This is a genomic window from Nonomuraea sp. NPDC049269 (assembly GCF_043197155.1).
Classification (GTDB): Bacteria; Actinomycetota; Actinomycetes; order Streptosporangiales; family Streptosporangiaceae; genus Nonomuraea.
In genome coordinates, this window is record NZ_JBICSO010000001.1 from 444,850 (window position 1) to 458,053 (window position 13,204).

Annotated in this window: 16 protein-coding genes; 6 read left to right on the forward strand and 10 right to left on the reverse strand. The window is 70.4% G+C overall.

What is annotated here, in order from left to right; all coding sequences use genetic code 11:
- Positions 1-2: 2 nt before the first annotated feature.
- The 7 genes from ACGFNP_RS02135 to ACGFNP_RS02165 form a co-directional block, all read right to left on the reverse strand.
- Positions 3-689, reverse strand: coding sequence for a gamma-glutamyl-gamma-aminobutyrate hydrolase family protein (locus tag ACGFNP_RS02135; protein ID WP_358334078.1), 687 nt, complete (start codon positions 687-689; stop codon positions 3-5).
- Positions 690-817: 128 nt separating this feature from the next.
- Positions 818-2,041, reverse strand: coding sequence for a cytochrome P450 (locus ACGFNP_RS02140; RefSeq protein WP_358334081.1), 1,224 nt, complete (start codon positions 2,039-2,041; stop codon positions 818-820).
- On the reverse strand, positions 2,038-3,234 hold the full coding sequence (locus ACGFNP_RS02145) for a cytochrome P450 (RefSeq protein WP_358334084.1): 1,197 nt from the start codon (positions 3,232-3,234) through the stop codon (positions 2,038-2,040). The genes ACGFNP_RS02140 and ACGFNP_RS02145 overlap by 4 nt, the downstream gene beginning before the upstream one ends.
- On the reverse strand, positions 3,231-3,827 hold the full coding sequence (locus ACGFNP_RS02150) for an ATP/GTP-binding protein (RefSeq protein WP_358334088.1): 597 nt from the start codon (positions 3,825-3,827) through the stop codon (positions 3,231-3,233). Before ACGFNP_RS02150 ends, ACGFNP_RS02145 begins: the two co-directional genes overlap by 4 nt.
- Positions 3,805-4,161, reverse strand: coding sequence for a DUF742 domain-containing protein (locus ACGFNP_RS02155; RefSeq protein ID WP_358334091.1), 357 nt, complete (start codon positions 4,159-4,161; stop codon positions 3,805-3,807). The genes ACGFNP_RS02150 and ACGFNP_RS02155 overlap by 23 nt, the downstream gene beginning before the upstream one ends.
- Positions 4,158-4,556 (reverse strand): roadblock/LC7 domain-containing protein, encoded by a 399-nt coding sequence (locus ACGFNP_RS02160; RefSeq protein ID WP_214634373.1) that lies wholly within the window; start codon positions 4,554-4,556, stop codon positions 4,158-4,160. Before ACGFNP_RS02160 ends, ACGFNP_RS02155 begins: the two co-directional genes overlap by 4 nt.
- Before the next feature lie 14 nt (positions 4,557-4,570).
- Positions 4,571-6,190, reverse strand: coding sequence for an ATP-binding protein (locus tag ACGFNP_RS02165; protein ID WP_393313807.1), 1,620 nt, complete (start codon positions 6,188-6,190; stop codon positions 4,571-4,573).
- A gap of 502 nt (positions 6,191-6,692) precedes the next feature.
- On the opposite strand from ACGFNP_RS02165, the gene ACGFNP_RS02170 reads away from it, so the two are divergent.
- Together ACGFNP_RS02170 and ACGFNP_RS02175 are read left to right on the forward strand one after the other, a co-directional pair.
- A complete protein-coding gene (locus tag ACGFNP_RS02170; protein ID WP_358334097.1) occupies positions 6,693-7,187 on the forward strand; it encodes a CAP domain-containing protein in 495 nt (164 codons plus the stop codon).
- 323 nt (positions 7,188-7,510) lie between these two features.
- Complete coding sequence (locus ACGFNP_RS02175) at positions 7,511-8,629, forward strand: globin domain-containing protein (protein WP_358334100.1); 1,119 nt, start codon at positions 7,511-7,513, stop codon at positions 8,627-8,629.
- On the opposite strand, the gene ACGFNP_RS02180 is transcribed toward ACGFNP_RS02175, so the two are convergent.
- Positions 8,626-9,420 (reverse strand): helix-turn-helix transcriptional regulator, encoded by a 795-nt coding sequence (locus ACGFNP_RS02180; protein ID WP_358334103.1) that lies wholly within the window; start codon positions 9,418-9,420, stop codon positions 8,626-8,628. The two genes, ACGFNP_RS02175 and ACGFNP_RS02180, sit on opposite strands and share 4 nt — an antisense overlap.
- 139 nt (positions 9,421-9,559) lie before the next feature.
- On the opposite strand from ACGFNP_RS02180, the gene ACGFNP_RS02185 reads away from it, so the two are divergent.
- The gene (locus tag ACGFNP_RS02185) at positions 9,560-10,129 is read left to right on the forward strand and encodes a GbsR/MarR family transcriptional regulator (protein WP_393313811.1); all 570 of its coding nucleotides are present in this window, start codon (positions 9,560-9,562) and stop codon (positions 10,127-10,129) included.
- Here ACGFNP_RS02185 and ACGFNP_RS02190 read toward each other — a convergent pair.
- Positions 10,052-10,330, reverse strand: a complete 279-nt coding sequence (locus ACGFNP_RS02190) for a hypothetical protein (RefSeq protein WP_393313814.1) — start codon at positions 10,328-10,330, stop codon at positions 10,052-10,054. The genes ACGFNP_RS02185 and ACGFNP_RS02190 overlap by 78 nt on opposite strands.
- Positions 10,331-10,500: 170 nt before the next feature.
- On the opposite strand from ACGFNP_RS02190, the gene ACGFNP_RS02195 reads away from it, so the two are divergent.
- Both ACGFNP_RS02195 and ACGFNP_RS02200 read left to right on the forward strand, forming a co-directional pair.
- Positions 10,501-11,580: a WD40/YVTN/BNR-like repeat-containing protein gene (locus ACGFNP_RS02195; protein WP_393313817.1), complete on the forward strand. Its 1,080-nt coding sequence runs from the start codon at positions 10,501-10,503 to the stop codon at positions 11,578-11,580.
- 3 nt (positions 11,581-11,583) lie between these two features.
- A complete protein-coding gene (locus ACGFNP_RS02200) occupies positions 11,584-11,892 on the forward strand; it encodes a hypothetical protein (RefSeq protein ID WP_358334115.1) in 309 nt (102 codons plus the stop codon).
- Positions 11,893-11,909: 17 nt separating this feature from the next.
- On the opposite strand, the gene thyX is transcribed toward ACGFNP_RS02200, so the two are convergent.
- Positions 11,910-12,692, reverse strand: coding sequence for an FAD-dependent thymidylate synthase (gene thyX / locus ACGFNP_RS02205; RefSeq protein WP_358334118.1), 783 nt, complete (start codon positions 12,690-12,692; stop codon positions 11,910-11,912).
- Between the two features lie 155 nt (positions 12,693-12,847).
- On the opposite strand from thyX, the gene ACGFNP_RS02210 reads away from it, so the two are divergent.
- A complete protein-coding gene (locus tag ACGFNP_RS02210; protein ID WP_393313821.1) occupies positions 12,848-13,198 on the forward strand; it encodes a DoxX family protein in 351 nt (116 codons plus the stop codon).
- The last annotated feature ends 6 nt before the right edge of the window (positions 13,199-13,204 follow it).

The following is a 13,204-nucleotide window of genomic DNA, read 5'->3' on the forward strand; positions in this document are numbered from 1 at the left end:
GCCTAGCGGGCCGCCTCCACGAGCGCATCGAAGAGCCGGTCGTCCTCGCTCCGCTCGGGGTGCCACTGCACGCCGACCCCGAACCGGTGGCCCTGCAACTCGATGCCCTCGACGATCTGGTCCTCGGCCCAGGCCACCGCCAGCAGCCCGGTGCCCAGCCTGCGCACCGACTGGGTGTGCGGCGCGACCACCTCGACCTTGTCGCCCACCGCCTTGCCGAGCTTGCTCGACACGCTCACCTGGATGACGTGCGGCACACCCGGCTCGGCGTGGCGCTCGTTGTCGAGCACCTCGGGCAGCCACGGGATCAGCGTGCCGCCCTGGGCGACGTTCAGCACGTGCATGCCGCGGGCGACGGCCAGGATCGGCACGTCGGCCTCCACGGCGGCACGGGCCAGGGCCAGCTCGAACCTGTCGCGGTGGCCCTGTGCCTCGGGCACCCGCTCGTCCTGCTCCTCGCCGTAGGCGCCGCCGCCCACTTCGATCCCGCCGGCCAGCACCACGCCCTGCAGCCCGCGTACGTAGGCGTCGATCGCGTGCAGGTTCAGCGGCGGCAGCACCACGGGGGCGCCACCGGCGCGCTCGACGGCCTTGGCGTAGGACGGGGGCGACAGCACCGCTTCCCGCACCCAGTCGCCCCAGCGGGCTGCTTCGAAGTAGGCGGTGATGCCGATCAGCGGTCGGGACATGCGATCTCCAGAGTGCCTGGTGGAGTCCGTGCCGCCGCCGGTCGTGACGACGGCCGCACGCCCATCATGGCGTACACCATTTCGGTTATGTCACCTCTCCGGAAGATCCTGTGCGGTATCGCGCGAAGTCAGGGCACTGTCAGGACGACCGGCAGCTCCGCCGCGGAGTTGGAGAACAGGGACGGCACGGGGACGAGCGCCGCGGGCGGGACGGCGAGCGACAGGCCGGGGTAGCGGCGGAAGAGGGCGGGCAGCGCCTCGGTGGCCTCCAGGCGGGCCAGCGGGGCGCCCAGGCACAGGTGGGGGCCGCCGCCGAAGGCCAGGTGCCGGCGCTGCTCGCGGGTGATGTCGAACCGCGCGGCGTCGGAGCCGTGCTGCGCCTCGTCGCGTCCCACCGCGCTGTACGGGGCCAGGATGGCGTCTCCGGCGGGGATGGTGACGCCGCCGATCTCGATGTCCTCCAGCGGGTAGCGGGCCAGGAAGTTGCCGATGGGCGCGTCCCAGCGCAGCGTCTCCTCCACGACGGCCGACCAGGTCTCCTCGCCGCCGGCCACCGCCAGCGCGCGCTGGTCCGGGTGGGTGAGCAGCGCGCGGGCGCCGTTGACGATCAGGCTGAGCGTGGTCTCGTGCCCGGCGGCGAGCATCAGCCACAGGGTGCCGACCAGCTCCTCGTCGGACAGCCGCTCCGGGTCGTCGCGCTGGGCGGCGATCAGCGCGCTGATCAGGTCGTCGCCGGGCTCGGCGTGGCGCGCGGCGACGAGCCTGTTCAGCAGCAGGTAGATGTCGCGCTGGGTCTTGAGCACCTCCTCCGGGGCAGTGGTGGAGCGGAAGATGCTGTCCACCAGCTCCCGCAGCTCGGGGCGGTCCTCCTCCGGCACTCCGACGAGCTCGCAGATCACCTGCATGGGCACCGGGTAGGCGAAGTGCTGACGCAGGTCGACGGTCCCGTCCGGCCGCACGTGCGAGGGCAGGTCGTCCAGCAGCGTGCCGACGATCCCGGCGATGCGCGGCCGCAGGCTCTGGACGTGGCGCGGCGTGAGCGTCCGGGTGACGAACTTACGCAGCCGATGATGCTCGGGCCCGTCGGCGGTGACCATGTTGGTGACCTTGACCATGCCGATCAGCGGCCAGTCGTCGGCGATGTCGCCGTCACGGATGGCCGTCCAGTTGTGCCAGTCCTTGCTCACCCTGCGGTCGGTCAGCAGGTCGGCCAGCAGCGCGTGATGGGTGACCGACCATGCCTCCACGCCGCCCGGCAGGACGACGCGGACGACGGGGCCCAGTTCCCGCAGCCGGGCGGCCTCGCCGTGGTGGTCGGTCCCGGCGGGGTCCAGGGTGACTACGGGGATCATGAACGGTCTCCAAGCGCGCTGAAGTGGACGGGCAGCGAGGCGGGGCAGCGGGTCCACGGTGAAGGGTGCGGGGTCAGCTCGGCGGCGTCCACCGCGAGGCGTACGTCGGGCAGCAGGTGCAGGGCCGTCTCGACCGCGGTGCGGGTGATGAGCCGGGCGGGGACGGGGGCCGGGCAGACGTGCGGGCCCGCGCTCCAGGCCAGGTGGGCGCGGTTGCCGAGTTCGATCTCCGTCGCGCCGCCGTGGACGCGCGGGTCGTCGTTGGCCGCCGACAGGCCCAGGATGAGGGCGTCGCCGCGGGCGATGCGCCGGCCGCCGAGCTCGGTGTCGCGCAGGGCGTACCGGGCGGGCATGTTCGTCATGGGCGGGTCGCGCCAGAGAACCTCGTCCAGCGCGTCGTCGACGCCGAGGCGTCCGCCGCGCACCCGGCCCGCGAAGCGCGGGTCGGTCAGCATGAGCCGGAACGTCTGCGCGATCCACGTGGTCGTCGTCTCCTGCGCGGCGGAGATCATCACCACCATCGACTGCAGCACCTCGGCCTCGTCGCGCAGGTCGGCGTGGGCCAGGAAGTGGCTGGTCAGGTCGTCGGCCGGGGCCTCCTTCCTGGCCTTCATGAGGCCGCCGAGTATCTCCTCGAACCTCCTGTTGCCCGCCTGGGAGTCCTCGGCGCTGCCGAACAGGGCGCGCAGAGCGGCCAGCAGTTCGTGGCCCTGACCGGCGTCGAGGCCGAACAGCCCGGCGATGGCCAGCATCGGGACGACGGCCGCGTAGTCGCCGACCAGGTCGGCGCCGCCGCGCTCGGCGAAGTCCTCGATGAGCTGCCGGCACATGGCCTCGACGGAGCGGCGCATGCGGCGCTGGTCGATCGCGGCGACCCCGTCGTCGATCGGGCGGCGCAGGCGGCGGTGCTCGGCCCCGTCGGCGCCGATCACGTTGGGCCGCCAGAACATCATCGGCCCCAGCCCCGAGTCGGGCGGCACGACGCCTTCCTGGAACAGCCGCCAGTGGCGGGCGTCGCGCGAGTACAGCTTCTCCTGCCGGGTGATGGTCAGCAGCTCCTGGTAGCCCATGACGAGCCAGGCGCCGACGCCCGGTTCGAGCTCCACCCAGGCGACGTCACCCCATTCGCGGCGCAGCCCGCGGAAGACGCCGTGCGGGTCGGGGCAGGTCGTGGTGGCGGACAGGGGGATCATGAGGGGCCCTTCTGCATGGCCAGCGCGTGTTTGACGAGGGCGATCAGCGCGTCCACCGACGAGGACCGGCTCCTGGCGTCGCAGTTCACGATGGGTGTGCCGGGCTCCAGGTCCAGCGCCTCGCGCAGCGCCTGCGGGCTGTGGCGGGTGGAGTCGGGGAAATGGTTGACGGCCACGGCGAAGGGCAGGTCGCCGCGGAGTTCGAGCTGGTCGAGCACCTCGAAGCTGCCCTCGATGCGGCGGGTGTCGACCAGGACGAGCGCGCCGACGGCGCCCTCGCCGAGCCCGGCCCACAGGTCCCAGAAGCGCCGCTGGCCGGGCGTGCCGAACAGGTAGAGCGCCGTGTACGGGCTGAGCGTGATGCGGCCGAAGTCCATGGCCACCGTGGTCGTGGTCTTGCCGTCCAGCCCGGCCAGGTCGTCCACCCCGACGCTGGCCTGTGTCATAGTCTCCTCGGTGCGCAGGGGCTCGATCTCGCTGACCGCGCCGATCATCGTGGTCTTGCCGACGCCGAAGTCGCCGACCACGAGGATCTTGACCGCCTGCTGCACGGTGTCGGGCAGGTAGCGGTCAGCTGAGCCTGCGGAGCCCATTGAGCACCTCCTGGAGGGTTGTCAGATCTGGGCGCCCGGCCTCGGGGATGCGGGAGCGGGCTATCAGGTGGCCGGAGTCGACGAGGTCGGAGGCCAGGATCCCGGCCACGCTCAGCGGCAGCCGCAGGTGCGCGGCCGCCTCCGCCAGCGAGAGGAGCCGCCCGAACATGCGCAGCAGGTCGCGCGCCTGGCGGGTGGCCGAGGGCGGCAGCGGCTTGCCGGCGTCGGCCACGACGAGGAGCGTGTCGAGGCCGATGGTGTTGCGGGTCGGGCGGGCCCGGCCCTGGGTGAGCACGTACGGCCGCACCGCGCTGTCCTGGTACTCGCCGCTCATCTGCGGGTGGCCCCGCGTGCGGGGGTACTGAAGTTCCTCTCGCCGATCTTGATGACCTGAGCCTGCATCTGCTGCGCGATGAGCCGCGGGTCGACCACCGGATCGGTGATGACCACCAGGTGGGAGCCGGACCCAGCGGCGCGGGCGAACAGGAAACCGCCCTCGAAGCCCACCATCAGCTCCCTGACGGCCCGGTTGCCGCCGCCGAACTCGCGCCCGACGCTCTGGGCCAGCGACTGCAGTCCGGAGCAGGCGGCCGACAGCCGGTCGGCGACGTCCCTGTCCGTACCTGCCGAGCGGGCCTTCAGCAGGCCGTCGGAACTGAGGACGACCACATGGCGGACCCCTGGGACCCAGACGACCTCGGCGATCATCCAGTCCTGGTCTTGGTGCATCGGTACCCCGTTCGTCATCGGTCGTCGTGTTCCCCGGTGCCGGGGTCGTGGTCGAAGAAGGCGGCCATCCACTCGCCCGCCTGTTCCGGAGTCGCGGGCCGCTCCGCGGCGGCCGAGCGCGCACCGCCCGGGTCCGTCGCGTCGGAGCTCGCCTCACCGCGGCGGGAGCGCCTGCGCGGCAGCGCGCCGCCCGCCGTACCTTCTGTCGTGCCGCTCGCTGTGCCGCCCGTCCCGGCGGCGTGCTCGCCGGAGGTGTCCGGCTCGGGATCGTCCAGCGTGGGGTGTTCCTGGGCGAAGTGGTCCTGGACGAGGTGGTCCTGGACGAGGTGGTCCTGGGCGGGGTCGATCGGCTGGGCCTCGTGGCGCGGGGGGCGGGCTCGGGGCGGCGCCTGCGCCGGTTCCAGCGTCTCCACGATCGAGCTGGTCACCAGGACGACCGCGCGCACCCCTCCGTACGGCGAGGGCAACAGGTCGGCCAGGAACCCGTGGCGGCGCACGTAGTGCCCGATGACCGCGAGGCCGGTCTGCGGGATCTCCCCCACTTCGCCCACGTCGACGGGCCTGCGTCCGGAGACGATCTCGCGGGCCTGCTCCAGGTGGTGGTCGTCCATGCCGACGCCGCCGTCGTCGATCTCGATGACGGCGCCGCGCTGCACGTTGCGTACCGCCACGAGCACCGTGGTCGCCGGCGGGGAGGACTGGGTGGCGTTGGCGAGCAGCTCGGCCACCAGGTGGATGAGCGGCTCGACCACGTGGGCGGCGACGGCGGTGTCCGGGTCGCCCGACACCTCCACCCGCTTGTAGGCGACGATCCTGGAGGCCGCGGCCCGCACCACGTCGACCAGCGCGAGCGGATTGGGCCACTGCTGGCCCGGCCACTCGCCGCACAGCACGGCCAGGCTCTGCGCGTGGCGGCCCTGCTGGGCGGCGGCGTGGTCGACCTGCATGCTGGTCTCGAGCACGTCCGGGTTGCCGGGGTGGCGTTCGGCCATCACGGACACGTTCTCCTGGATGCGGTGCGCGGAGGTCTGCACGCGCCGGGCCAGCGCCAGCAGGGCCAGCCGCAGCGACTCCTGCCGCTCGCGGTCCTCCTTGGCGGCGCCGCCGACCGCGTCGAGCACGTCTTCCAGCAGCTCGGCCGCGTCCTCGTCGAGCCCGGGGCTCTGGTACGGCGGGGGCACCGCGTCCTGGGCGATCACGGCCGGGATCCGCGCCTCCACCAGGTGCTTGATCGCCTCCTGCAGAGCCTTGGAGCGGGCCGCCACGTGCTTGCTCCACTGGGTGTTGCGCTGCTGGAGGTGGCGCTGGAACTCCGCCTCGCGCTGCTGCATGGCGCTCTCGCGCCGGCTCATCGCGCGCACGGCCTCCTGGTGGGTCTGGCGCAGCGCCGCCACGGCGGCGACGGTGGCGAGCGCGAGCGCCGCGGCCCCCACGCAGGCCCAGACGACGCCGGAGCGGCTGTCGAGGAGCAGGGCGGTGAAGGCGCAACAGGCGGCGACCACGGGCAGGGCCAGCGCCGCCGGCCAGAGCCACGCGGCCTGAGGCGCCGGTGCCGGTGGCGGGGTCGCCGGCGTCTGAGGTGACCGGGCCGGACGTGCCGGGGCCTGGGGCGGTGGGGGTTGGGAACGAGCCATGGTCACCTTCGCGAACGGGCTGGAGTATGCGCTGGTCTCAGGCGGGAGGCGGCTATGGAGACCCCCTCTGCCGAAGCAAGCGGCACCTCCCCTTCCAGTCCGTTGCCCCTGCGTCACTCCCAGTGGCGACGCATCCGCCAAGATCCGATTATTCCGACTCTACAGAATCAGTCAATCCATTCCCGGCCGCGTGTCAGATATATCACAAAGGTGCCATTTATCCTTATTTGTCCGGACATGTCCCGTTCGCGGGCAGTGGCGCGCCTGACACATTCCCGGCCCGCCCTGTCAATGAAGCGCGTCTTCCCTTCCAGCCAGGAATAGCCCGATAAGGACCACCCGAAAACGTTTCCTGATGACATCTGGGCCCCTATGCCCCTTGAAGCGGCAAATCCCGTCGCCCACAATCCATGGGAAAGCGCAGAACCACAGGAAGGGGACTCATTGTGCGTACGAACAATGCCTTATTCGCCTCCGGCCGGTCGCGAACGAGGTACTGACGATGGCAGGCTTACGCCCCCCTCTCCCCGATGCGACGAGCGACGGCTTCCTCGCGGAGGCGCTGGCCGAGGCCAATGCCCATCGTGCCAAGCATCATGCCCCACCGCTGGTCCTGGACCCGGAGCTGGTCGAGTACGCGAGGTCCCGCGCGGCGTCGCGATCGGAATATCCGGACACGGAGGCGGGGCACGACGGACTGCGAGAAGGCACCGGCGAGAACCTCTTCTGGGGCGCCGGCTCGAAAAAGCGGCCGCTCGGCGCCGGGAAAGCGGTTGCTGAATGGTACGACGAAATCAAAGGCTACGACTTCGCCGACCCGGAAAACGTCGCCGACTGCGGTCACTTCACCCAACTGGTGTGGAAGGGCAGCCGGAGGATGGGCGCCGGACGAGTGGCCGGACAGGGACAGGTTTTCTTCGAGACGTACATCATCTTCGTTTTCGAGGAGCCCGGCAATAAGCCCGGACGCTTCCCGGAGAACGTACGGCCCGCCTGACTTCCGGTCCGGGAGCCGTGCCAGCCGGCGGCTCCCCCTACGGCCCGATCGCCTGCGTCACACTATGCGAATACGACATATTTTCACTTTTGATGACCGAAATCTACCCCAAATGAATGCGGAAAATCACGTTACCGTCACGGAAAGTTCTGGTCAGCACTGTATCGGGGCGAAACGGTTGTGACGCCCAGGAGGTGGTGTAAGACTCGAATTCGAGCGATCGGTAGAGCCGGGGCCCGCCGAGCGCTCATCACCCGGAGCCGTCAGGGAGGTGTAACGACACGACCGGAATGATATTCCGGCCAAAGGGTGGGGTTAATTTCATGTCGTTGAATCCACGCCTGGTAAAGGAGAGTTTCGCCGTCGTGGAGCCGGTGGCCGACAAGGCCACCGCCTACTTCTACGGCCGGCTGTTCGCCGAGAGTCCGCACCTGCGGGGCATGTTCCCCCCGGCCATGGACATGCAGCGCGACCGGCTCTTCAGCGCACTGACCCGCATCGTGTGGAGCCTGGACAGCCCGGACAGCCTGGCGTCCTTCCTCGGCCAGCTCGGGCGGGACCACCGCAAGTACGGCGTGATCGCGGAGCACTACACCGCGGTCGGCAACGCCCTGCTGGCGACCATCAAGCGGTTCGCCGCCGACATCTGGCACGAGGAGATCGAAGCGGCCTGGGTCGCCGCGTACACCGTCGCGGCCAATCTCATGATCGAGTCGGCCGAGTCCGACTCCGGGGTCTCGCCCGCGTGGTGGCTGGCCGAGGTCGTCGACCATGACCTGCGTACGGAGGACATCGCCGTCCTGACGTTGCGGCCGACGCAGCGCCTGCCGTACACGCCGGGCCAGTACGTCAACGTGCAGGTCGCGCGATGGCCGCGCGTCTGGCGCACGTTCTCCATCGCCAACGCGCCGCGCGTGGACAACACGATCACGCTGCACGTGCGCTCGGTCCCCTGCGGCTGGGTGTCCACCGCCCTCATCAGGGACACCCGCGTCGGCGACACGATCATGCTGGGGCCGCCGATGGGCACGATGACGCTGTACGACCGCAGCCCCCGCGACGTGCTGTGCGTGGCGGGCGGCACCGGGCTGGCGCCGATCAAGGCGATCATCGAGCACATCATCAACTCGGGCCGCCGTCCCAACATCCACCTGCTGTTCGGCGCACGGACGGCGGCGGAGCTGTACGACCTGCCCGACCTCATCCGCATGGAGTCGTCCTTCCCCTGGCTGCGGGTGCTGCCGGTGGTGTCCGGCCAGCCCTCCTACGACGGGATGCGCGGCCGGCTGCCGGAGGTCACGCAGCGCTTCCACTCGTGGGCCGAGCACGAGGTGTACGTGTGCGGGCCACCCGCCATGGTCAACGAGACGGTCCGGCGGTTGCAGATCGACGGCGTACCCCTGTCACGCATCCACCGCGACATCGTGCAGGGCGAACGCTAAGAGGAGAGCTGCTGGAAGGCGGCGGCGGTCTCGTCGTCGTTGGGCCAGAACGTCTCGATGGCGAGCTCGGCGACCGTGACGTCCAGCGGCGTGCCGAACGTGGCGATCGTGGTGAACATCGACAGGATCCGCGTCCCGTGCCTGATCCGCAGCGGCACCAGGATGTCGGCCGGTCCCGGCACGTGCGCCACGTTCAGGTCCACGCCGGGGTAGGTGTAGGCGGCCAGCTCGTCGTGCAGCTCGGCCAGCTGCCCGGAGCCCGACGCCTCCGCCTGCCGGCGCAACTGGTGCAGCAGGTGGGCGCGGACCTCCGGGAGGTTGACCAGCCGGCCGCCCATCGCCTCGGGGTGCAGCGACAGCCGCATCACGTTCACCGGCTCCTTGAGCAGCTCCTCCGGCACCCCGTCCATGAACATGGCCGCCGCCGAGTTGGCCGCCACCAGGTTCCAGGCGGCGTCCACGACGAGCGCGGGGTACGGCTCGTGCCCGGCGAGGATCTTGTCGAGCGCCTGCCGGACGATGGGGGCGCGCGCCTCGCGTTCGGGGAAGACCGGCGCGAAGCCCGCCGCCACCAGCAGCCGGTTGCGGTGGCGCAGCGGCACCTCCAGCTCCTCCGACAGCTTCATCACCATCTCGCGGCTCGGCCGGGCGCGCCCGGTCTCGAGGAAGCTGAGGTGGCGGGCCGACACTTCGGCCTCGATCGCCAGATCGAGCTGGCTCACGCGCCGCCGCTGCCGCCAGGATCGCAGCAGATCTCCGAAAGACTCATCTTCTATAGCGAGCGCACCCATGCCCGCAACGCTATCGAGGGGAGGGAAGCAGGGCGATTACCTCCCACATAAAGCAGGTGGTTCCTTCGCTCGATTCGCGAAATTTCGCAACTCTGAGCATGATGTAAACGACCAGGCGGGGCGACACGGAGAGGCAGGCATGGCCGAGACGTTCGACGGTGATCGGGAGAGCGAAGGCGAGCGGTTCATGGAACGCTTCGCCATGATCATGTCGGAGTCGGGTTATCCGCGGATGGCGGCCCGGGTCTTCGCCGCGCTGCTGGTCTCCGGGGCGGGCAGGCGTACCGCCGCCGAGCTCGGGGACCAGCTCGGCGTCGGCGCGCCGGCGATCTCCGGTGCGGTGAAGTACCTGCTGCGGGTCGGGATGATCACTCGCGAGCGTGACCCGGGGCAGCGTCGCGACCATTACCGCGTCGACCAGGCGGCCTGGTTCAAGGCGACCTCGTCGAGCGATGAGATCTACCGCCGCTTCGAGGAGGGTGCGCGCGACGGGCTGGCGGTGTTCGGCACCGATACGCCGACCGGTGAGCGGCTGGATGAGATTCAGCGTTTCTTCGCCTTCCTGCGCAGCGAGGTGCCGGAGCTGATGCGCAGGTGGCAGAAGCAGAACGCGGCCCTGAAGGACCGCCGATCAGCCGAGGTCGCGCCTGCGCAGCCCGATGACACCGAGCGCGGTCAGCGCGGCGGCGACGGCGGTCAGGGCCAGTAGCGGGGCGGCTGAGGTCTGCCCGAGCGCGACGGAACCGCCCGCGGGCAGCCCACCGCTCATCGGCACCACCGACATCAGGACGGCGATCAGCAGGTTCGCGGCGAACACCACGGCCAGCACCGCGGTCAGCGGCGCGTGCCTGCCGGCCACCCCCGCGCCGACGAGCTCGCGACGGCCGGACACGGAGATCGCGTGTGTCATGCCGGTCAAGCTACACTAATTTCACGAATTTCATGAAAAACCAGCACACAGGGTGGCGCAGCTCGCTTACCGCTTGCGTAATCGCGCAGCAAATAGCCCAGTCCTCGGCGCTCCTGGTCAGGGCGTGGCACGATGGCCAGAAGCGAACACGGGAGCGATGGGAGCTTGACATGAGCGACGCAGTGCTCGCGATCGGCACCCGCAAGGGCCTGTTCCTCGCCCGCTCAGCGGACGACGGCCCGTTCGAGGTCGCGCCGATCCAGTTCTCCACCGTCGGTGTGACCTCGGTGGCCATCGACACGCGCGGCACCGCGCCCCGGATCCTCGCGGGCATCGAGTACGGCCACTTCGGCCCTTCGGTGATGTACTCCGACGACCTCGGCGAGACCTGGCAGGAGGCGGAGCGTCCCCCCATCGCGTTCCCCGAGAAGACAGGCGCGACGCTGACCCGGGTGTGGCAGCTCGCGCCGTCGCCCGCCGAGCCCGGAGTGGTCTGGGCCGGGGTGGAGCCGGGCGCGCTGTTCCGCTCGGAAGACCACGGAGTCACCTACGAGCTGGTCGAAGGCCTGTGGGAGCACCCCCACCGGCAGCACTGGCAACCGGGCGGCGGCGGGCTGTGCCTGCACACGATCATCAGCCATCCGGCCGACCCGAAGATCATGGGCATCGCGGTGTCGACGGGCGGCTTCTATCGCACCACCGACGGCGGCCGCTCATGGGAGGCCGCCAACCAGGGCATCCGCGCTCCGTTCATGCCGGAGGGGCAGCAGTATCCCGAATACGGGCAGTGCGTGCACAGGGTGGGCATGCACCCGGACCGGCCCGAGCGGCTCTTCCTGCAACACCACTTCGGCGTCTACCGCAGCGACGACTTCGGCGGCTCCTGGCACGACATCGGCTCGTCGCTGCCGTCCGACTTCGGCTTCCCGATCGCGGTCCATCCCGCCCGGCCCGACACGGTCTACGTGCTGCCGCTGAACGCCGACATCGACCGCACTCCGGTCGATCACCGCTACCGGGTCTTCCGCAGCGACGACGCGGGCGAGACCTGGCAGCCGCTGGAGCGCGGGCTGCCCGAGGGGCCGGTGCACGCGAGCGTGCTGCGTGACGCGATGACCGCCGGCGAGGCGGGGGTGTTCTTCGGCACCCGCGACGGCGAGGTCCACTGGTCGCGAGACGACGGCGACACCTGGTCGGCGGTCGCCCGGCACCTGCCCGACGTGCTCAGCGTGCGCGCGGCGGTGCTGTAGCCCATGGCGAAGAACGTGATGATGGTGGTCTTCGTCCTGCCCAACTCGCTGCGCCGCTGGGTGAGCGGCAACAGCGAGGTGAAGGTCTTCGCCGTCGCCGCCGACCAGGACGCCCCGCCGACCCTCGGCTCCGCGCTCGACATGCTGCGCCGTACGCATCCGCTGCTGGAGGAGCGGCTGCGTGACGACTGCGGCCGCATCCGCCGGCACATCCACATGATCGTGTGCGGCGAGAACGCCCGCGGCCTCGGCGGCCTGGACTGCGCGCTGCCGCCGGGCGCCGAGGTCTACGTCATGCCCGCGCTGGCCTGATCACACCTGCCGATCGATCAAACCTTGCGCCAGCCCGGGACCCAGGCCCCGTCCTGGATGACGTAGTCGCCGAACAGGGCGGGCGCCTCCTTGACCATGAGCTCGCCGATGTGCTGGAACAGCAGGCGGATCTCCTCCTCGGCCCCCACGGCCGTGCGCGCCTCGATCGTGTGCCGCAGCGTGCGTACGTTGGCCGTCCAGACCAGGCCGGTGGCCAGCCCCTCCGGGGCGAAGCGGCGCATGAACGAGGTGCGGTGCTTCTTCTCCGAGAACGGCACGCCCTCCTCGTCGAGCCCGAAGTGTCCGGCCATCCAGACCTGGAACTGCTCCATCTGCTCCAGCAGGGCCGTGGCCCGCTTCATCAGCTCGGGGTCGGACTGGGCCCACTCGGGGAACCAGAACGGCAGCTCGTCGAGGCGGACGAAGCGCAGCGACTCCTGCGAGATGGCCACCCCGGGCCGGTGCCGGACGAGCTCGTGGGTGAGCACGCGGCTGACGTTGTGCAGCACAAAGCTGAAGTTGAGGTGCTCCAGCACCGAGCCGTGGGCGCTGGCCAGGATGTTGCGCAGGTAGTCGCCCTGATCCTCGCGGATGCGCACCACATTGGGGTTGAGTCCGGGCTCGAAGGAGCGGTAGCAGAGGCGCCCGGCGAACTCCGCCAGGTTCTGTGCGTCGAGGTCGCCCCGGTCGAGCCGCTCCAGCCAGCTCTCCCCGCCGACCTCGCCCAGGTAGCGGGCGAGCTCGTCGTAGTCGAGATCAGGACGGGCGACGAGGAACACCTCGGGTTCGACGGTGCGCATGGAAGAGCCCCCGCTCGGGTTAGGCGATGTGATGGCCCCAGCAAACCAGGTCGCGGACCCGCGCGCGACTCGGCACGGGGTCCGGCTGAACACTTGTCGCTTCAAGTTTTTGGGCCTACAGTCGGAGGCCCTCGAATAACTTGAAGGGACAACTTATGAACGTCGTCCTCTGGGTCCTCCAGGCCCTGCTCGCCGTCGCCTTCCTCTTCGGGGGCTTCATGAAGGCCACCCAGCCCAAGGAGAAGCTCCAGCCGCGCATGGGGTGGGTAGAGGACTTCAGCCAGCAGCAGGTCAGGGGCATCGGTGTGGTGGAGGTGCTCGGCGCGCTCGGCCTGGTGCTGCCCTGGGCCACCGGCATCGCCCCGATCCTCACGCCCCTGGCGGCGGTCGGCCTCGGCATCACCATGATCGTCGCCGCCCAGGTGCACCGGAGGCGCAAGGAGAGCTTCGCCGTTAACCTGGTACTGCTGGCGATGGTGGTCATCGTCGCGGTCGGCCGATTCTGACGCTGG